Genomic DNA, 21,155 nt, shown 5'->3' with positions numbered 1-21,155 from the left:
TTGTGAGCTAATTCATATGACACCAATCAACGTTTTAATCGTGAGCCAATATAAGCATGTGAATCATGGTGTTCCCTGTTACCGATATAGATTAACTTATAATTGAAGCTTCTTTTCATATATTAATAGCTTGTGCCAGAGACCATTAAGTCTCTTCATATAAATGTTAAACGCTTTCATTTAAATAGTCATTATGCCTATTCGATAAAAACGATTTATATTTTTGTCTATTATAGATAAAACATCTTCTTATTTCTTCATCCATGATTTTCTCTTTTATCAGCCCCAGTTCCTTACAGGCTTCTTTTTCCTTTAAGATTGTGTAAGCCTAAAACAAATGTCTGAAAGCGAATCAGCTAATAAAATGATTAAGATTTTCTCAGTCCTTTATAGCTTAACAACTCTAGATTTTACTTTTTCCACAGTGGTAATGCTTCCATTTTCAAAAACAATAGCCCCATTGACGATCGTCGTCGTTACTTGCCCTTTGAATGTCCTGCCAACATAAGGCGACTGCTGATGGCGGTAGAACAAATCTTCCTTTTTTAGCTCGAAGCTTCTGTTCAGATTAACTATCGCCAAATCAGCATCGCTATCAACCGCTATTATCCCTTTATGGGGATAAAGGCCAAATAACTTAGCTGGATTCGTTGATGTTAATTCAACAATTTTCCCCAGAGGAAGATTACGGTTAAAATGCCCCTCTGTCAACATAATATTGAGCGTAGTTTGAGCACCAGAAATCCCACCCCAGGCACTGAAAAAGTCTTCATTTATTACCTCTTTCATAGATGCAGGTGCTGGTGAATGGTCGGATGCTATAACGTCAATTTCACCGTTTGCTACAGCTTCCCATAATTGTTCTACTTCTTCATCATCACGCAGTGGAGGGCAGCATTTTGCCAATCCGCCTTTTTCCTCTAAGTCTTTTAATGTCAAAGATAAATAATGGGGGCATGTTTCTACCGTAATATCTAGGCCTCTTTGCTTTGCCTGATTAATGACGTCCACTACTTTCCGGCTGCTCGCATGAACAATATGCAGTTTACAACCTGTAGCTTCAGCATATGAAATTATTCTTCTAACCGCTTCAATTTCGGAAATTATCGGTCTTGATTCGACGAAGTCCTTTGCAGTCGTTTTATTTTGTCTTTGTTTTTCTTGTGCAAGCTGATCACAAATGACTGTGCTTTCAGCATGAACGGCTAAAAGTGAACCTACAGAGGCAATTTCTCTCATCCCTTTAAAAATCGTATTATCATCGACATGATTGAAATCGATAATTCCGCTCGGTGACATAAAAGCTTTAAATCCAATTACTCCATTTTCATCAAGTTCCTTAATATTCTCAATATTTTCTGGTGTAAGCCCACCCCAAAAGCGGCAATTGATTACCGACTTTTCTTCGGAGCAAGCTCTCTTTAATTCCAAATATTCTTTATTGATTGTTGGTGGTGTACTGTTCAATGGCATATCAAAATAGGTTGTTACCCCACCTGCCGCTAAACTTCTGCTACCAGTTTGAACACCTTCCCACTCAGTTCTGCCTGGCTCGTTGAAATGAACATGCGTGTCAATTAATCCTGGGAGGATGTGCTGCCCCTCAGCATTAATTTCTCTTGTTGCAATAGCATCAATATTTTTTCCGATGGACACTTCTTTAATTTTCCCTTCCTTAATTGCAATATCTCCTTGAACAATCGAATCAAACATTACAAGATTTCCATTTCTAATGAGTAAATCATATGTAGCCATAGGTTCATTCCTTTCTATGGGAAATCAAAGCCAATCCTGTTTTACAGTTGCATAATGAAGAAACCCGCCAAAGCGGTCAATAATGAGTGTACTTTCCCCTTCAACGTTTATTCCTGCCTAAAAGTATTTTTTAATATTCGGACTATTACACTGACTGTTTCACATTCCCATCAATTAAGCCCCTTTAACCACATCCTCTCGTTCCTGTACTTTTCTTGAAGAAAATATCTAAAAAACAATTTTAACCATTGAAAAAAATTATGATTGTATGTGCTTCTAAATATAAATATAGTTGCTGAATAAATATAAACTTGATATTTATGGAATGCAAAATAATCTTGAAAACAGTTTCATTACCTTTCAATCCTCTATACAATTGATTATAAGCGGATTAATTCACAAAATCATTATGCAATGTAAACAATTACCATTTAAATTTTTGTCCAAATTTAACAACATTCGTTTGCTTCCTTTCTAGAAATAAAAACTGACAAAATGTAGAATTAGAAGGTGTATGATGAAAAAGGTTGAAGATTTATTTATCGTTGATGTGTTTCGAGAAGCCAAAATTATTGCTGGACATGCCGGACTTAAAAGGAAAGTAGAATCAATTGAGATTTCAGAAACACCAGATGCCATCAATTTTTTAGCTGAAAACTCCCTATTATTGACAACAGGGTACGCTTTTAAAGACGACCCTCATGCATTATGCAATCTCATTTCCCAAATTAATGAACTTCCATGTGCAGGGATCGCCATTAAACTTAAAAGGTTCATTGATAAGATACCGCCGGATGTAATCGAATTAGCTGACTCATTAGAATTTCCCATTATTCAAATTCCAGAGACATTAACATTAGGTGCAGTTGCTCATCAATTATTAAGCTTTATATGGGATAACCAAATCGAAGAGTTATTTTATGCGATGCATATTCACAAGGAATTTACCAATATGATGATAAAAGGCTACAGCCTGAATTCTTTAATTGAAAATCTTGGCTCCCTATTAAAATGTCCTGTTCTCCTACTTGATCCTATTGGTGATGTGACATCCTTTTCTCATCATTTTCGTACAGGAAATATGAAAATCGTTATGAAAAATGTTCAGGAACACATAAAAAGTGATATAGAAACATACCTAGAAAAAAACCAGCTCACAATCGACATCCAAAATACTGACATTTCTATAAAAATGTTTCGGGTGAAAACTATGCGTCCCTATCCATATTTACTAATAATTCTTCACCCTGAGAAGCTTTCATTCCCATCTTCCCAATTAGCTATAGAGCAAGCATCAACAGTCATTTCATTCACGCTGCTTAAAAACGAGGCAATTAGAGAAAACAGTCGTTTGTTAGAAAATAACTTTTTTGCTTCCCTTGTTGATGGAAAGATTTCCAACAAACAAGAAATTATTCATAGGGGAAAACAGCATGGCTTAATCGACAATATGAAATACGCATGCATTGTATGTAAGATTGATTATGATAAACAAAACGCTTTACAAAAAAGTGCAGAAATTATGAATAGATCATACGACTATTTATATAAATTTTTACATAAATCATTTTTAAAAATAGATACTAACAACATCGTTTTTATGAAAGATGGTTATTTTGTTATTTTGATGCAATCTCCTCTGAATATTAATGATTCGATTAAAAGCATAATAGAAGAAAGGCTGAAGGAATTCCAGAATGAGGCTTATTCAAATCTAAAAATTTCGTTGTCGTTTGGAGTTGGTAACTTTTCTAATGACCTTACCTATATCCACCTTACATACGAAGAGGCAGTGGAAGCATGGACACATGGGTCTGAACTGTTTCAAAATAAATTTATAAACTTTTACGAGACCAAGCAATTAATCGAACTTATTCGGTTAATTCCCGAAAAAGATTTAAAAAAATTTTATGAAAATACTTTACGTTCTCTATCCTATCCGAAAAATAAAGATGAAAAAGACTTAATTAATACCTTATTGGTATATTTGGATAATAATTGTGAACTTGCGATTACATCCAGGAAACTGTTTGTTCACCGTAATACCGTTAAATACCGAATCGCCAAATGTGAGGACATTTTGAATTATTCCGTCCATGATTCAAAAAACTCACTTCATTTACGTATAGCTTTACTCATGGGTTCAATTTTCAGAGATAATAGTGATTAATAAGGAATTGTAATTACTACTTAAGCAGGTATTGACTGAAGGTAAACTGCCACGCAGACAGAGATCAATATGAAGAGTAAAACTCGGCTTCTTTTTCTGAAGTGACGCTACTGAACCCTTGGATTATGAAGGAATCCAGGAATTTCAGTGGCTTTTTTATGAACATGATAAAGAGTCCATACAGAACTCCTTTTGTAACCATCGGATCTGTGTTGATACGTATGACTGTTTTATCGATTGAAGGATCTCTATCTTAAATATACTTCTTATCGAATGAGCTTTTCGAAGCATTCAATATTATAGGAAAATGCTTCTAATAACAGTTGACTGATTTGTTCAAGAGGTACTGATTGAAATGTATTCTTTTTGAAAAAACTCGTGATCCGATACAGTCGGATCACGAGTTTTTTTGTAAGCTAGTCTTTTATTCTCTATAAAACCTTGTTTGTCCCTCAATATTGTTTTGTGGCTATTTTAATTACTGTAGAGTAAAGAACTCTAGCTCCTACACCCATATCTTCTACAGTAACGAATTCATCAGGGTGATGACTAAGACCATCTTTACAACGAACGAAAATCATCGCAACATTCGTTACATCCGCCATAGCCATTGCATCGTGACCAGCACCACTTACAAGGCTGATGACGCTTCCATCTTGTTCGATTATGGATTCTTCGATTACTGTAATCAATTGTTCATCACAGTATACAGGATCGGCTTCCATGACTTGTTCAAAATGAATTTGGAGTCCTCTAGCTTTTGCTACTCTTTCACTTTCAGTTAATATGGCATCAATAGCTTTTTTCTTTCGATCAACATTTAAATCACGGATATCCAGCGTCCCTGTTACAAGGCCAGGTATTACATTACTAGCACCCGGACTTACAGTAAGTTTACCAATTGTCGCTACTAATGGTTCATTTTGGATAGCGATGTTCTCAATGTAGGAAATGAGATCACTAGCTCCTAAAAGTGCATCTTGTCTAAGGGCAACAGGAACTGTCCCTGCATGTCCAGGTTTCCCGATAATTTCAAAATAAAATCTTGTAGCACCAGCAATCCCACGAACTATTCCGACAGGTTCATTCTCCTTCTCAAGCACAGGCCCCTGTTCGATATGAAGTTCCAAATAAGCGAGAAGTTCTTCTGGAGTACGACTAGCCTTTTTATAAGCATATGGGTCAGCAATACCAATTCCTTTTAACGCTTCAGCAATTGTTATTCCTTGTTCATCTGCCCTTTCTAAATCTTCAGCAGTAAAAGTTCCTGCAATCGCTTTACTACCGAGGAAAGTTGAGTGAAACCTTACTCCTTCCTCATCACAAAAACCTACCACTTCGATTGGATTGTATAATATAATGCCATTATCCTTAAGAGTTTGAACCACTTCTATTCCAGTTATAACTCCTAAAATACCGTCATATTTACCTGCTTCAATCACGCTATCTAAATGTGAACCAATCATTAAAACTGGAGCTGCAGGATCTTTCCCTTCATAACGTCCGATTATATTGTTAAGAGCATCTTTTCTTACCGTCATCCCAGCTGCTTTCATCCACTCTTCAACTAGTATTTCTGCTTTTAAACTTTCCACTGTGAAAGGTAGTCTAGTGACACCAACAGATGTAGATGAACAAGCAGCAAGTTCTTCGGTTCTATTGTTGATTCTTATAGCATCAACATCCTTCTGAAGTTTAACCAATCGATCACTTCCTTGCCAATTAATCTCTTAAAAATTTTTGTTATTTATTACAAATTCCATTTTTTTAATGCAAGGTCATATTAACACCTTATTTAGTTGTTGCTCAATAGGAATTCTGCATGATAAGCTTAATAAATTTTAGATTAAACGGTGACAGGCAAAAGTGCTTGTCACCGTTTAATACATATAGTAAATATATAGGTAGGCTAACTAACTAAACGCCCTTTTTTTGAATGTAATAATGACCATGCATCAATGAGAGTACGTTTTGACTGTGCAATTACAATATCTGATGATTCTGTACCTACAGGTTTCACTTCAAAAGCGACTATATTCTTTATACCTTCACCGATGTAACCAATTTCTAATAGAGATCGTAAATACTCCGCTAATTCAGAAACATCAACTTCACTTCCTGGATACCCGAAACGCGGATGCTGATCTCCGTAAGCAGGATCAGAAGTATCTTTAATATAGCAATTTCCGATATGGGCATGGTTAATATAATCCCGAGCAACCGTCAATGCATCATAAGACGTTTCACGTTGCATTGGTAAATGACTTAAATCAAGCATTAAACCGAAAGTAGGATCTACTTTACGAACTTCTTTTGCAACTTCAACAGCAAGTTTATTCGAGCCGATTAGACATTTCTTATCAGTCTCATCATCAAATGTTTCAAGTGAAAGTACTAAATCACCTTTAGATTTTGCATAATCGCATAATTCTTTGATGGAATTCGTTAGTAATTGTAATGCAACATCTTGTTGAGTATCTGGTTTACCCCCACTTAAGAAACCAAGTTTAGCAGCATTTACTTCGTAAGCTTGGTCAATTCCGCCTTTTACTAAATCGATAGCCCTTCTACGCTCAGCTTCATCAAAAGAATTAAGGTTTCCTTTGTTTCTTAATAGAATCGGTTGTGCACCGAATCCTACAGTCATTCCACCAGATTGTAGAATTTGAGTAGCCTCTTTACGTTCTTCAGGATTGTTAATAGATGTAATTTCAATTCCGGAGAAAAAATCATCTTGTACAATTTTCTTAATTGTTTCAACAGTTGGACCATCTCCACCCATCGTTTCCGGATAAGCCATAAAGTGAACAATTCCGACTTTCATAGAATTATGAAGATTTTCTGACATTGTTTCGCCGATTTTTCGGCTTCCCTCCTTTAATAAACCCATTATTTAAGTACAGTCTATACTACTTTTTATTACTAATATGTTTTTTGAAGCAATAGGTTAATATCCCATTGCTTCAAAAAAATCACTTCCACCGAAGGTAATGATTATTTAGAATAATCAATATCTTTGGAGTATTTGAATCCATTAAGTGCACCGTTGTTAGAGAATTCGCATGCGTTTTTAGGATCTGGATCAACTATAACTTCGATTAAATATGGTTTACCTGAGTCAACTGCACGTTGTAGAGCTGGTTTGATATCATCATAATGTGTAACAAGCTCACCACGAACACCCATACCTTCAGCAGTTTTAACAAAGTCGATTCCTCGCTCTTCATTATCACATAATTCATTTTTGTAAATTAAGTCTGTAGAAATTTGGCGTTCATTATAGAACCAGTTTTGTTGTTGACGAATTAATCCCATTAATGAGTTATTCATACAGAAAATAATTACCGGAATATCATGTTTTGCAGCTGTAGCAATATCTTGCAATGACATACCTAAGCTTCCATCACCAAGGATGTTTACACTTTGTCTTTCAGGGAATGCAAGTTTCGCTGCCATTGCTGCACCAAGCCCCCACCCCATTGTACCCGCACCGCCAGTTAATAAGTATGTTCTTGGTTCATACGTTTCAAATAATTGACTAGACCAGATCTGGCTGATACCACAGTCATGTGATACGAATGCATCGCGATCTAGGAATTCACGAAGTTCTCGCAATGCACGCTCTTGTCTGATTGGAAGTGTTGTGTAATCAGTTTTACGTGCCCATTTCTTACGCTCTTCAGCTAAGTTAACTTTAGTACCTACTTCGGCAGTTGCAGCGACATGAGCGCCAAGTGCTTTATGGGCTTCTGTAAGTTTAATCATGAAAGCTTTAACATCAGAAACGATACCTAAATTAGTTGGTACAACTTTACCAATTTCTTTATTATCAAGGTTTACGTGGACAATTTTCTTACCGTTTTGTGTGAATACCGAAACATTTCCAGTAGAACGATCAGCGAAACGTCCGGCAAGGTTGATTACTAAGTCAGCTTCAACAATTGTTTTGTTACCGAATGGAGTATCAAGCATCGTTCCCATACGTCCAGCGAATAAAGGGTGATCGTTGGGGAATGTATCCATACCCATGCCAGAAGTCACTACAGGGATTTGCAGTTCTTCAGCTAACGCTTTTAATTCAGTAGTAGCGTTTGCAATGTTAACCCCTCCACCAGAAAGTAAGACTGGTCTTTTAGCGTCTTTTAATAATTCTAATGCTTTCTCTATATCAGCATCGGAAGCTTGTGGTAAGTTATCGACTGGAGTAGAAGCGATAAGCTCATCTAAGTCTACTTCTATTTCTACCTTTTGTTGATCAATTGGTAAATCAAGAAGGACTGGACCTTTTCTACCAGTAGTTGCTGTTACCCATGCTTCGTGAATGAATTCAGCGGTTTTCGAGCCGTCAGTTAAACGGTAAGCAGCTTTCGTTACAGGTTTCGCCATTTCAACGATAGGCGCTTCTTGGAATTGCATGGTTCCAATTAGACTATTTTTTTGTTGACCAGTAATTGCTATCATTGGTATGGAATCCATCCATGCACTATAAAGACCTGTTAAGAAGTTAGTTCCACCAGGACCTGATGTGGCAGCACATACACCCACTTCACCAGTTGCTCTTGAATAGCCGTCAGCCATGAAAGCACCAGTTTGCTCGTGACGGACAATATATGATTCAATTTTAGTTAATTCTTTTACTGCATCATAGAATGGTAAAATTGCAGCTCCCGGTATACCATAAACGTGTTTCACTCCTCTTTTTTCTAAATACAAGGCAATTAGCTCAGCAGCTGTCATTTTTTGTTTAGCCATTTATATCTCTCCCTTTTGATCCTTTTTTATATTTTCAAAGATTTGAGCAATCGAATCTTTATCCCCAACGTTGCCTGGAAATACGATATAAGGTGTATCTTTGAACTTAGCTTCACTTCCGGTTAACCATACTGGAACACCGGCGATCGCTTGCCCTAAAACTTTTGCATATTTTATTTCTAAGCCGTCAGTTGCCACATCACTCGAAGTTATACCACCTTTTGCAATGATAAATTTCGGCTTTACTTTTAGTGAGCGAATAACTTTAACTAAAGAACTTGAAACAGTTTGACTAATTTTTAAGTTTTCTTCCTTATCTTTTGCACTAATTAAATCCCTACTTGTATAAACAAGCGTATCGCGATTAGAAGAAATATTACGATCTACTAATTGACATACTCGTGTTAACTCTTCAGTTCTTGTTTCTTTATTCAGAACTTTAGCGACATTAATTTCAATTTGTTCAATCGGGTATTTATTCATTAGTTCCTTAATTTGATCCGTAGTTTTATTCGTGTGAGAACCTACTATAATAAATCCACCATTGTTTTGGTTTTCATCATTTGAAACAATCTCATTAGCTGATAAATATGGACGATCCTGAATTCCCGCAATCGATTTTACAATAGATGCTGCAGTTCTAAACAAGAATTGCTTGCCAGATTCAATTGCTTTAAGGACAGCTAATGATACGATGTCTAAATCATAGTAAGATTTTGCATTTACTATAATAGGAGAATTATTGTTGGCAGATAGTAAAATCTCATAAACTTTATCAATGCCACCATCATGAATATCTTCAAGTGAAATGATCAAAGCTGACTCTGAATTTACGCTTCCATTTGTCTTCTCTTCAATCCATTTCGGCAAATTAGCAGTATTGAACCCGAAAACTGAATCATTCGCAAATTCTGTTTCATTTACTGGGACAAGCTGACCATCCATACCTAAATAATGAGTATTATCCAAGGTGTAACGATGTGCTTCAAAAAAAGCCGGTATGATTAAATGACCTGAAATTTGTACATTAGCAGTTTTTAATAATTCATCTTGGAGCACATTAATTTCAAGTGGATAATGCCCTCTTAATGTTGAGTCACTTCTACTAATAATCGAATAATTAATACCCATTTCCTTAGTAACGTCAACAATGTTTTGGACAATCTCTCTATTGATGTTTTCCGTTTTTTCTGCATTATAACTTCTTGTGTTTGTTAAAATATAAAGTACACTTCTCTCATTAGATAACCCTTTTTTAATCCAATCTTTTCCCCAGTCCGTGATGACAAAAATATCATGTACCGTTTGGACACCAGTTGGATCATCATCTAAAACGATAAACTTATGTTTTGTTTGTTTTAAATGAGCTTTGATTTTAGCACGAAGGCTATCATCCGTTTTAGAGAAGAGAGGATTTTCTAAAGTATCCTTTAAACTTGGATAATGGCTTACGTTTGACAAAAACCCTCCCCCTTTCATTATCTAAAAATGTGATTAGCTAGTTACTCTATGCCCTAATAATTCATTTGCAGTAGAAACAATACGGTGTGCTCTTAATTCAAAGAAATCAAGTAATTCATCCATTTTTCCAGAAACTCCAAAACGGTCATTTGTACCGATTCTTCTTAATTTAGCTGGTTGGCTTTCTGATAATACTTCAGCAACAGCACTACCTAATCCACCTATAATTGAATGCTCTTCAACTGTGATAACATGTTTTGTTTTCGCAGCAGATGCAATAATGGCTTCTTTATCAATTGGTTTAATTGTATGGATGTGTAAAAGTTCAGCGCTTACACCTTGCTTTTCTAATTCACCTACTGCTTTTAGTGATTCATCAAGCATTATCCCAGTACTGATGATTGTAATATCAGATCCTTCACGGTAATTAATTGCTTTACCTATTTTGAATGGTTCTTCCTTTTTTGTAACAATCGGTACTGGTAATTTGCCAACACGCAGGTAAATAGGTCCGTCATGGTAATAAGCAGCTTCTACTGCTTTTTCCATTTCAACCGCATCTGCTGGAACGATTACAGTCATACGTGGAAGTGAGCGCATTAAAGAAATATCTTCAAGCGGTAAATGTGTTGCACCTTCTTGAGCAGCTGAAGTACCAGCGTTATGACCAACAATTTTCACATTGTTATTTGAATAACATACAGAAATTCTCATTTGATCAAATGCGCGCCCAGTCAGGAAGTTTGCATAAGCATTCGCAAATGGTACTTTACCTGCCACTGCCATACCAGCTGCAGTACCCACTAAATCACATTCAGAAATACCGATGTTGAAAAAGCGTTCTGGAAATCTATTTTTATATAGATTTGTCATATTTGATTTTGCGCAGTCCGCGTCAAGTACCACTAAATTGTCATGCTTTTCTCCCAGTCTAATCAGTGCATCAGCAAAACCTTTACGTGGTGCTTCTTGATTTGCCATCTTAAGCCAACTCCTTTAAAGCGATTTCTAATTGCTCATCATTCGGAGCCATTCCATGCCAATCATGTGTATCTTCCATAAATGAAACTCCCTTACCTTTAACCGTATGAGCTAGAATTGCAGTAGGTCTACCTTTAGTGCGTTTAGCTTCTTTATACGCTTCATTAACTGCATTAATATCATGACCATCAATTTCAACAACGTGCCAACCGAAAGCTCTAAATTTATCACCAAGATTTTTTACACCTTTTACATTTTCAACAAAATCATCAAGCTGAATTTTGTTCCAGTCGATAATCGCACAAACGTTATCAAGGTTGTAATGTGCAGTTGTCATTGCCGCTTCCCATACTTGACCTTCTTGTAATTCCCCATCACCAATCATGCAATATGATCTTCTATTGCTACCATCTAGTTTTGCAATTAGTCCAACACCATTAGCTACTGATAATCCTTGACCAAGTGATCCTGAAGATATGTCTACACCTGGAATATGCTCTCCACATGGATGTCCATGTAGCCTACCGTCAACATCCCTGAATGTCATTAACTCTTCAACTGGGAAGAAACCTTTTTCAGCTAATACTGAATAAAATACAGGTGTACAATGACCCTTAGATAGGAAGAAACAATCTCGGTCTTGCCAATCTGGGTTGTTAGGATCAACATTCATGTGCTCAAAAAATAGAACGGACATTAGTTCAGTTGCTGATAAAGAACCACCGGGATGACCACTTCCTGCATGGTTCGTCATCTTAACTATGTGCCGGCGAATTGTTTTCGTTAGATTATTATAAAATTTGCTTTTCTCTTTAGAAAAATCCACTATTACTCCTCCTTTTAGTTTCGTAATAAGCAACGTAGTTTCATTTAATAATTAAAAAAAATAAGCATTCTGTTGCTTATTAACTAACCATGTTTCTTATTTTGATATTATCACCGTTTTTTGAATATTTCAAGTATTTTTGTCAATAATTTTTTTATAAAATTCTTCGAAGGACAAAAGATCAGAGTGCCCATTCGAAGATAAACTTGAATCAATAAATTGCCACAAAAAAAGAATTGGTCTGTTACCAATTCTTTTTTCACATTATTTAATTGTCTGTGTAACCAAGCCTTTTGGAAATCTTTTTACCAATATCCATTATAATTGGTTTAATTTCAGTTAATCTTTCTTCAGTCATTCGGATGCTTGGTCCTGAAATACTAACGGCAGCAGTAATTTTCTTCCGATTATCAAAAATTGGCGCTGCAATACAGGTGATTCCTTGTTCATTTTCTTCAATTTCTCTACCAATACCTTCGTTCCTTATTTTCCCCAATTCTTTAAAAAAAGATTCTTTATCTGTAATCGTTTGTTCAGTATGCTTTGGTAAACCATGCTTGTCAATTATATCTACGATCTCATTTAATGGCAGATGGGCTAAGATTACCTTCCCGACTGCCGTACAATGCATTGGGGCCCGTCTTCCTACTTGTGAATGTGTTCTAAGGGTTTCACTTCCCTCAAGTTTTTCAATATAGATTACCTCTCCTTGATCATATACGGTCAAGTGGATCACTTCATTAATATGTGATTCTAACTCTTCCAGAAAAGGTTTAGCTTGAGTTCTCAAGTCAATAGATTCAAGCAGCATCGAACTTAATTCTAAATATTTATAGCCTAATCTATATTTTTTAGTTTCAGGATTTTGTTCGATGAATCCATGATCTACAAGAGTACTTAATAATCTGAATATGGAGCTTTTATTTAAATCTAGATTGGAGGCAAGCTCAGTAACCCCAATCCCTTCTTTACGCTTGCTTACTAATGAAATAATTGTTAACGCCCTATCCACTGACTTAACCATTTGCATTACCCTCCGATTAAATCCTATATTACTGATCCTGTTTCTTATCTTACCACAATAGCAATCCCCAAACATAATACCATTCAAAAAATAAAACAAAAAGAAGGTATGACGCCATCAAGAGCAACTTAAGTGCCCTTTTAGGTCAACCTTCTTTAGAGAATTTTATGCTTTTACGAAACTACTTTTTGCTGAAATAAACTTCCCGATTGGCTGACCTACAATCCCTTTCTCAAAATCAAATACTAGTTGTCCCCTTACAAACGTTTTCGTCACTCGACAATTAATTTTCCTTCCAACATAAGGGCTTTGTTGATGACGGTAATACAAATCTTCTGGCTTAACGGTGTACGATTTATTTGGATCAAGGAGAATGATATCTGCGTCATAGGAAACTTTAATGCTTCCCTTATTTCTTAAGTTAAATATTTCTGCAGGCTTTGTTGCAATCATCTTTGAAAATTCACTTACAGAAACCCCTCGATTCTTAACAGCCTCGTCAAACATTAAATCAACATTATTTTGGCAGCCACTAATCCCTCCCCACACATCAAACATATTATTTGTGTTGCTCTGCTTCATATCTGGAGGACATGGGGAATGGTCTGATGTCAGGATATCAATTTTCCCCTCCTTAAGAGCTTCCCATAATTTATCTTGTTCTGTATTAGAACGAAGCGGCGGAGCGCATTTCGCAACAGGTCCTATCTTTTCAAAGGTTTCCGTATCTAACATGAAATAGTGAGGACACGATTCTATCGTAACCTCTTGCCCTTGTTTACGTGCTTTAAGGATTTCTTCAACAGCCTCTACACTACTAATATGAACGAAATGTAATGTACATCCAGTCTCTTTACCTAATAACAAAGCACGTTTTACAGCATCAACCTCAGTAAAAATTGGGCGGGACTCGACATAATCTCTTGCTGTTGTCTTCCCTTGTTTTTTCTTTTCAATTGCCAGTTTATCAGTAAGCTCTGCATTCTCGGCATGTATAGATAAAATATGCCCCAATTCCGATAGTTTTTTCATACCTTGATATAGAGTAAAATCATCAACATTTTTAAAATCTCCAATTTCCTCACTACCACATGTTGCCATAAAACATTTGAAGGCCACAACACCTTCGTTAGAAAGGTCCTCTAAATCTTCGAGATTATCAGGAACTAATCCACCATACAAAGCATAATCAACATACGCCTTATTTTCAGCAGATTTTAATTTTAAATGCAGTGAACTCTTTGTAGTCGTTGCCGGCAAAGCGTTTAATGGCATATCAACAAATGATGTTGTCCCCCCTGCAGCTAGTGCTTGAGTTCCTGTTACAAACCCTTCCCACTCCGTTCTTCCTGGCTCGCAAATATGGACATGGGCATCTATCATCCCAGGCATGACATATTGATGAGAAGCATCTATAATTTCAGTAGCTTCCCCGACTATTTCTTTTGAAATTCCTGCAATTTTACCATTAAGTATACCGATATCTAGTTGTTCTACTGTATGTTCAATTACTACATTTCCGTTCTTTATAATTAAATCAAACTTCATTCTTCCAACCCCTTTTTCAAAATTTTCCGTATATTCACATTACTCAACCACCTTGTTTATTTCATCCTCAGATTACATCAATCAAATATAAATAGACAGAGTGAATAACCCCTAGAAACCTAGAAATACAGGTTTACTTTTCAAAAATAGTACCCTTTTTGAATTTTGAATCTTTAAATGCAAATTTCATCAAAAGCAAATATGTAATACCTGCCACAAAAACACCGATAATCCATGCCAGCTCCACTTTCATGAAGGCTGCTCCGGCGCCGATAAGCAATGCAAGCACCGCTGCCGGATTATACCCGGCAAATGGACCGTCTTCCTTATACAAATCTGCAACATTTACTTTTTGCTTTCTTAATATATAATATTCGACTAATAATATAGAAACAATAGGACCTAAAAATGCGGAATATATAAGGATGAAAATACCAAGACCCTTTGCCGAAGAATCCTGTACAAGAACCCAAGGGAATGAGCAAAATGCAAGCAGCCCGGTTATGGTAACTGCAGGTTTATATTTCATTTTTGTAAGCAGGGTAATAACATAGGTTGGCGGAATAATATTGGCAACCATGTTTACTGCAACTGCACCCAAAACAATAAATGCGGATACAAAGAGTGTAATATAAGAGTTATCCACCACTACCGCAAACGCTTTCACAGGGTTGTTGATGCCGGTTGCAGAAGCAAGCATTCCACCGATTGCAAGTGTCAAGCCGTACGCTATAAATATAGGAAGAAAGTACAAAAACCCGCGTTTTGCGTCGCTAATACCAGATTTTAGCTCTCTTGAATAGTCCGCTGCACTTAAAAAGATAGCCGCATAATTCCCCATAAACATCATTATCAATGCAAAGAAAGGTAAGCCCCATGATCCTTCTGCATGAACCCATTTTTCTGCAATAACCTCGCTATGGGAAGTTAGTAGAACGCCAAATACATAGAGAAGAGCTAGTACAATAACAATAGACGCAAGAGTTTCCACCCATTTAATGGCATGGAATCCATACAGCGAAAGCCCAATTTGCACCAACTGTAGCACTACAAAGCAAATGGCAACATTATCAAAGGCGCCGCCCGTAATAATCTTCGCAATTTCATTTAAGGCAGTACCTCCAATCCAACTTTGAAAACCGTACCAAACGATGGCGGGAATACCGCGCATCAGTGATGATATTACGGAACCTTTCAGCCCAAAGGACATTCTAAGCTGTACTACATATGGTATTCCCGTTCTGTATCCGAGCCTGTCATTTAAAGCAAAAACAGTTGAAATGATACCAATTGCCATGATAGCTGCGGCAAATGTCTGAAAGATGTTTAACGTAGCGATTCCCGCTACAATTATACTAGCTCCAAGCGTCATATTACCTAGATTAACACCGTCTCCAACCCACATAAAAATATAGTTTAACGGACTTACCGTCCTACCTTCCTCGGTTTTCGGATTAAGTGATTCATCCACACCCGTATCATGTTGGATCTGCGTTTCTTTTTGAACGTAACTTTTTAAATTTGTAGACATGATACATCCAACCCCTTTTTTATTGTTTTCCGCATTTCTTACATATGCATTGGTTAACAAGTTAGGTCTTAGATGTTTGCCAAGGCTATGATATGATGCAATCTTTCTTCTAAGTGTTCTTTTCTGTTCTTCATTCACAGGAATTAAAATACGAATTTGTTTTGTTAAAAGTACTATTTCCCATCGATCCTCCACCATCTTATTGCGTTTGACTCGAGGTATCGTCGCATATTAAGCAACATCGTTTCTTAAAAATCGAAAAAAAATAACATGACAACTACATTACGTTTGAAAATGATTTCGATGGACTGTATCACCTCCTTAAAAAATTTAATAGTAAGCGCTTTCAATGAATCGTATACCAATTTACAATTAAAGAAATATATCTGACAAGGAAGACGAGATCTGTAATTCCTCATTAAAATGAAGATTCGACTCAATTTCACTAAGATGAATGAGAGATAAGCGTTCTGCAAGATCACCATCCCTTTGCCTAATAGCATTAAAAATTTGCAAATGATCGTGAGAACCACATGTTTCCATTTTACCTCTTCCATAGATTGCTATGATCACATAAGTTAGGGAAATTAAGTCTTCGAGATATTGATAAAAATACGAATTCCCTGCGATTTCAGCTATTTTCAAATGAAAATCCCCAGATATTTTTAAAGATTCATAAAAATCTAGACTACCATAAATATGTCGTTCTTCTTCAACCAGAGTCTCTAGCTCTTGTAATTGTTCCTCGTTAAAGAGTCTGCAAGCTCTTCGCACTGCCTCCCCTTCTAAAATTCTCCTCATTTCAAATACTTCTTTTGCTTCTTCAATTGTTGAACAGGATACAAAGGTACCTTTATGCTCTTTAATTTTCACTAATTTTTCATATTCCAATCTGCGCAGAACATTTCGAACAGGGGTACGGCTTACCCCAAACGATTCAGCAAGATCCTTTTCTATTAGCTGCATATTTGGCCGAAGCTTTTGCTGGATAATAGCTTTCTTGATTTTATTATAGATATCCATTTCTAAACTATTCAACACTTTATACCTCCCCTCAATGAAGAATTCAAAATTGAATGCAGTATTGTATACAATATTGGGTAAAAAAATATTTAAAATTGGAAATGATAGAATCCAAATTTTATACAACCTGGTCATTTAGATTAAGTTCTTTAACATACTTCAATCTATCCGTTTTCAAATATCATTGCCAAAATTTAAAAGTCTAGCCGCCCCTTTCCGTCCCTTAATAAACAACAACGTTTCGTTAAATGAGTATAATATAGCATTTATTTCTATATTTAGTAAATTCTTTGCATTTTTATACTATCACCACTATCTTAGTTTTTCAACAAAAAATCACAAAATTCAGAATACTACCTACTCCTTTTTAACAAAAATTAATTTAAACTTTAACCCTATTCCTTTAAGGTAATAATAACTTTTTTGTCTCAATGTTTGTACCTCACCACCCCATTAATAAAACCATTAGTAGAAGAGGCTGACCTTTTGTGAGGCAGCCTTTCTATTTTGGGATTAGAATAAAATAAACTGAGAAAAAAAGATTTTAATGCAATAAACATTTTACTTCTTAGGATTAATGAAAAATAATATATGTCCTTTAAGCATAGTGTATATTGCTTACTTATATCACTTTTTAACTTTTATCAATGACTTAATTGCTTCTATAGCTGCTTCATACTTTGGATGTTCCGTAATTTCCGGAACGTATTCAACATACTGTACGACATCCTTTTCATCTACAACGAATACTGCACGGCATTCTAAACGATGTTCCTTTATATATGTGCCATAAGCTGTTCCAAATGACATCTTAAAATGATCTGAAAGGGTTTGGGCTTGTTCTATTCCTGCTGCTCCACACCATCTTTTTTGTGCAAATGGAAGATCCGCACTAATTGTTAACACTTCTACATCATTTCCTAGATTGCTAGCTAATTGGTTAAATTTCCGTGTTTGTGCGTCACATACTCCTGTATCAAGAGAGGGAACACATGAAATAAGGCGGACTTTCCCTTTTGAATCTTCAAGTGTAACTTTTGAGAGATCGTTTGCTAATATTTCAAAATTTGGCGCTTTATCACCAACACGAATTTCACTCCCAATCAACGTAACTGGATTACCTGCAAAGGTTACTAAACTAGACCTTTCTATAGACATTTTATTTTTCCTCCTATTACCTTAGCAATTCTTCTAAAAAGTTATCTTCGACGATAATTAGTATAACCATCCATTATGTGGTTAAAGAGTTTATCTTATGTGACTAAAATAAGGGGGGTATAGTTCAAAGTTAGTATAATATTACTTCTTAAACATAATAAGAAGCGCTATCGCTACTTATCAAAAAGTTTTCAATTTTTTCTTTTACTACGTTCTGAACTGCGTTTTGGACTAAAGTTAATGTTTCAGTTGGCAGTTCCGACCACTCTTTTTCTGTAACATAATTTTCTCGATTAAGGGTTTTTATCATCATATGTTCTATATCTGTTGCAATATTCACTTTACTAATTCCACCATTAGGAATTTGAATTGCATTCCTAATCATCTCTGAAGGAGTGCCTGAACCGCCATGTAACACTAAAGGTACAGATGTTAATGCACGAATTTCTATTAAACGTTCAATATCAATTCTTGGATTTTTAACAAGATAAACACCATGTGAAGTTCCGACAGAAACCGCCAATGCATCAATACCTGTCTCCTCAACAAACTGTTTTGCTTCTTTAGGCTCTGTAAATAGCTCTTCATCAACGTCGGTTTCAATAAAGTCGGTTGTCCCTATCTTGCCTAATTCAGCTTCAACAGTTACGCCTCTTGAATGTGCATACTCAACAACCTTTTTTGTTATCTCAATATTTTTCTTGAATGGTTGCTCTGATGCATCAATCATAACAGATGTAAAACCAACTTCGATGGCTTCAGAAATTACATTGAAATCCTTCGTATGATCTAAATGTAAAACGGCAGGGATCGTAATATTCTCCTCTTGGATCACACGATAAAACTCTCGGCTAAATTCCGCTAAACTAATTCCGTATCGTTCCTGCTCTCTCTCAGAAGTTTGAACAATAACCGCAGATTTCTTTTCTTGGGCCGCTCTAAGTATAGGAGTTACCATCTTTGTAGCTCTAGGAGTAAACGAACCGACAGCAAATTGATTTTGCGTAGCTACTGCAAGTACCTTTGTTAATGAACTAACATTGCTTGGTTTTAAATTTACTTTCATTCATTCAAACTCCCTTTAAAATGATTTAATTTATTTCGTTTATTCACACCCTTTCTGTTACTTAATAAGCAACGGTGTTCCTTTTTAATTTTAATTACTTTTCTGAAAATTACAATACTTTTCTTCCTCTTTCTTACCCAATATCTGAAAAAAAGCGTCTGCATTGTGTAGATTATACAATTTTCAGTCATGATTTCACTGAAATTAAAAAGCGCCTGCCATCTGACAGCCGCTTATCAAGGGTTTTGTAAATATACTGCTATTACCATTTTAAAAAACATCATTTTTATTATATTGCCATTCTCAGCATAGATGAATGAACCCATTTACTTACTGATGAATTTGCAATTCAAATTAAGCTTCTACTATTGTTTCTGAATTCAATGAATTTTCTTTTTCGGTATTATTGCCAATCGTAAGGGCAATAATTGCTGCTACAATAATTGCTGCAATCATTAATATGAAAGATGAATTGTAAGAACCACCGCTGCTTTCAATCATATATCCCATTAAAAACGGGGCGATAAATCCTGCAATTGATCCGAAACAGTTAACAGTAGATGAGCCTGCAGCCATTATTTTCGCAGGAAGTGTGTCAACGACCAGACCCCAGAATGCTCCTTGAGCTAAGAACATGAAGAATGCTGCAACACATTGATATGTAATGACCATTGCAGTGGAAGAAGCTTGAAGCATCAATAATAATGCTAAACCACCAATTACAGCATTAGGGATAAACACCCATTTTCTTTTTCCTTTTACTTTATCTGACAAGTACCCACCAAGAACAATTGAGACTGTACCAACTAGATACGGTAAGGCACTGAAAATACCAGTATCCATTAAAGAAAGTCCTCTAACATTTATCAGATAAGATGGAAGCCAAGAAGTAAATCCCCAGAAAGTAATATCAAAGAAGAACCAAATAAGCGCCATTTGCCATAAAATAGGCTTTCTTAAAAGTTCCTTAAAGGAAACTCCAGATTTCTTTTCTTCTTTCGAATTTTCTGTCTCACTGTCTTCTTCTAATTCTGCAAGCTCTTCTTTCGTCATTTTAGGATGATCTTTCGGATTATCTTTGAATTTAAACCAAATATACAGACCGATTATAGTGCCTGGAATACCCATTACGATAAACACTGTACGCCATCCAAATGCCGCAATAATTGCTGCCGCAGCAATAGCAGCAAGCGCCGGTCCTAACGTATTAACCGTTGACTGAATTCCTGTGGCCGTCCCGCGTTGCTTACTAGGAAAGTAATTAGCTATTCCTTTGTAAGCAGCACCTGGTAAACATGCCTCACCTAAACCGAATACGAATCGAATAATTAACATAAGTGGATAAGAAAAAATTAAGCCAGTCAAAGATGTAAATATTGACCACCATACAATCGCAATGCTCATCACACGACGAAAGCCAAATTTATCTGATAACATCCCGCCCGGTATTTGGAACAGTGCATAACCTGCAAAGAAAATACTTAACAATAGCCCTTGAGCTGTCGCTGTTAGATTTAGATCTTCACCAATAAAAGGCAATGCAATAGTGATAACCATTCGATCAAGGAAAGAAAACAGCCAACATAACCATAATACAAATAAGACAGTATAACGAACTTTCCATTTAAATTTCTTATTCATCTGAAGTTGTTTGTTCATTAATCAAAAACCTCCTGAATGATTTCATTTATATGGCTAAATACACTGGACATTACCCACTGAACTTTCATACAAGCGCTTACAATTCCACCACCCAAAAAATAAATCATTAGCATATTTACATCGACATAACTTTTATTTGTGCTGTTAAGCTGATTTTAGATATTATTTTCCGTTAAATTTTCTATAGTTCGATATCGA

At 35.9% G+C, this 21,155-nt stretch carries 15 protein-coding genes; 1 reads left to right on the top strand and 14 read right to left on the bottom strand.

The genetic code is table 11. The features are described from left to right. Positions 1 to 387 precede the first annotated feature (387 nt). On the bottom strand, positions 388 to 1,755 hold the full coding sequence (locus ACFRAK_RS07800) for an allantoinase (RefSeq protein WP_394571535.1): 1,368 nt from the start codon (positions 1,753 to 1,755) through the stop codon (positions 388 to 390). A gap of 517 nt (positions 1,756 to 2,272) precedes the next feature. On the opposite strand from ACFRAK_RS07800, the gene ACFRAK_RS07795 reads away from it, so the two are divergent. Further along, positions 2,273 to 3,925 (top strand): PucR family transcriptional regulator, encoded by a 1,653-nt coding sequence (locus ACFRAK_RS07795; RefSeq protein WP_394571534.1) that lies wholly within the window; start codon positions 2,273 to 2,275, stop codon positions 3,923 to 3,925. Between the two features lie 452 nt (positions 3,926 to 4,377). Here ACFRAK_RS07795 and ACFRAK_RS07790 read toward each other — a convergent pair whose 3' ends face one another. The 13 genes from ACFRAK_RS07790 to ACFRAK_RS07730 form a co-directional block, all read right to left on the bottom strand. Continuing rightward, positions 4,378 to 5,628, bottom strand: coding sequence for an allantoate amidohydrolase (locus ACFRAK_RS07790; protein WP_394571533.1), 1,251 nt, complete (start codon positions 5,626 to 5,628; stop codon positions 4,378 to 4,380). Between the two features lie 206 nt (positions 5,629 to 5,834). Continuing rightward, positions 5,835 to 6,773 (bottom strand): sugar phosphate isomerase/epimerase family protein, encoded by a 939-nt coding sequence (locus tag ACFRAK_RS07785; RefSeq protein WP_394571531.1) that lies wholly within the window; start codon positions 6,771 to 6,773, stop codon positions 5,835 to 5,837. A gap of 146 nt (positions 6,774 to 6,919) precedes the next feature. Continuing rightward, complete coding sequence (locus ACFRAK_RS07780) at positions 6,920 to 8,677, bottom strand: thiamine pyrophosphate-binding protein (RefSeq protein ID WP_394571530.1); 1,758 nt, start codon at positions 8,675 to 8,677, stop codon at positions 6,920 to 6,922. Continuing rightward, positions 8,678 to 10,138, bottom strand: a complete 1,461-nt coding sequence (locus tag ACFRAK_RS07775) for a four-carbon acid sugar kinase family protein (RefSeq protein WP_394571529.1) — start codon at positions 10,136 to 10,138, stop codon at positions 8,678 to 8,680. 33 nt (positions 10,139 to 10,171) lie between these two features. After that, on the bottom strand, positions 10,172 to 11,119 hold the full coding sequence (locus tag ACFRAK_RS07770; RefSeq protein ID WP_394571528.1) for a transketolase family protein: 948 nt from the start codon (positions 11,117 to 11,119) through the stop codon (positions 10,172 to 10,174). A 1-nt stretch (position 11,120) separates the two neighbouring features. Next, the gene (locus ACFRAK_RS07765) at positions 11,121 to 11,945 is read right to left on the bottom strand and encodes a transketolase (RefSeq protein WP_076367514.1); all 825 of its coding nucleotides are present in this window, start codon (positions 11,943 to 11,945) and stop codon (positions 11,121 to 11,123) included. A 268-nt stretch (positions 11,946 to 12,213) separates the two neighbouring features. Continuing rightward, complete coding sequence (locus ACFRAK_RS07760; RefSeq protein ID WP_053533978.1) at positions 12,214 to 12,969, bottom strand: IclR family transcriptional regulator; 756 nt, start codon at positions 12,967 to 12,969, stop codon at positions 12,214 to 12,216. A 165-nt stretch (positions 12,970 to 13,134) separates the two neighbouring features. Next, complete coding sequence (gene allB / locus ACFRAK_RS07755) at positions 13,135 to 14,517, bottom strand: allantoinase AllB (protein ID WP_394571526.1); 1,383 nt, start codon at positions 14,515 to 14,517, stop codon at positions 13,135 to 13,137. A 133-nt stretch (positions 14,518 to 14,650) separates the two neighbouring features. Further along, positions 14,651 to 16,048: an NCS1 family transporter gene (locus ACFRAK_RS07750; RefSeq protein ID WP_394571593.1), complete on the bottom strand. Its 1,398-nt coding sequence runs from the start codon at positions 16,046 to 16,048 to the stop codon at positions 14,651 to 14,653. 372 nt (positions 16,049 to 16,420) lie between these two features. Further along, positions 16,421 to 17,086 (bottom strand): GntR family transcriptional regulator, encoded by a 666-nt coding sequence (locus ACFRAK_RS07745; protein WP_394571524.1) that lies wholly within the window; start codon positions 17,084 to 17,086, stop codon positions 16,421 to 16,423. Between the two features lie 612 nt (positions 17,087 to 17,698). Continuing rightward, positions 17,699 to 18,229: a thiol peroxidase gene (gene tpx / locus ACFRAK_RS07740; RefSeq protein WP_394571523.1), complete on the bottom strand. Its 531-nt coding sequence runs from the start codon at positions 18,227 to 18,229 to the stop codon at positions 17,699 to 17,701. Positions 18,230 to 18,377: 148 nt separating this feature from the next. Then, entirely contained in the window at positions 18,378 to 19,295 is a 918-nt protein-coding gene (locus tag ACFRAK_RS07735; RefSeq protein ID WP_394571521.1) for a class II fructose-bisphosphate aldolase, read from the bottom strand. 354 nt (positions 19,296 to 19,649) lie between these two features. Further along, positions 19,650 to 20,954 (bottom strand): MFS transporter, encoded by a 1,305-nt coding sequence (locus ACFRAK_RS07730; protein ID WP_394571519.1) that lies wholly within the window; start codon positions 20,952 to 20,954, stop codon positions 19,650 to 19,652. Positions 20,955 to 21,155 lie beyond the last annotated feature (201 nt).

This window comes from Peribacillus sp. NPDC056705 (assembly GCF_043656335.1).
Note: the sequence above shows the minus strand (reverse complement) of the source record. Positions and strands in the feature narration are given on the sequence as shown.

Bases quoted from the DNA above. Each gene is read 5' to 3' on its own strand.
- ACFRAK_RS07795 (WP_394571534.1), top strand. From the start codon at position 2,273: ATGAAAAAGGTTGAAGATTTATTTATCGTTGATGTGTTTCGAGAAGCC.
- ACFRAK_RS07760 (WP_053533978.1), bottom strand. From the start codon at position 12,969: ATGGTTAAGTCAGTGGATAGGGCGTTAACAATTATTTCATTAGTAAGC.
- allB (WP_394571526.1), bottom strand. From the start codon at position 14,517: ATGAAGTTTGATTTAATTATAAAGAACGGAAATGTAGTAATTGAACAT.
- ACFRAK_RS07770 (WP_394571528.1), bottom strand. From the start codon at position 11,119: ATGGCAAATCAAGAAGCACCACGTAAAGGTTTTGCTGATGCACTGATT.
- tpx (WP_394571523.1), bottom strand. From the start codon at position 18,229: ATGTCTATAGAAAGGTCTAGTTTAGTAACCTTTGCAGGTAATCCAGTT.
- ACFRAK_RS07750 (WP_394571593.1), bottom strand. From the start codon at position 16,048: ATGTCTACAAATTTAAAAAGTTACGTTCAAAAAGAAACGCAGATCCAA.
- ACFRAK_RS07800 (WP_394571535.1), bottom strand. From the start codon at position 1,755: ATGGCTACATATGATTTACTCATTAGAAATGGAAATCTTGTAATGTTT.
- ACFRAK_RS07780 (WP_394571530.1), bottom strand. From the start codon at position 8,677: ATGGCTAAACAAAAAATGACAGCTGCTGAGCTAATTGCCTTGTATTTA.
- ACFRAK_RS07785 (WP_394571531.1), bottom strand. From the start codon at position 6,773: ATGTCAGAAAATCTTCATAATTCTATGAAAGTCGGAATTGTTCACTTT.
- ACFRAK_RS07735 (WP_394571521.1), bottom strand. From the start codon at position 19,295: ATGAAAGTAAATTTAAAACCAAGCAATGTTAGTTCATTAACAAAGGTA.
- ACFRAK_RS07730 (WP_394571519.1), bottom strand. From the start codon at position 20,954: ATGAACAAACAACTTCAGATGAATAAGAAATTTAAATGGAAAGTTCGT.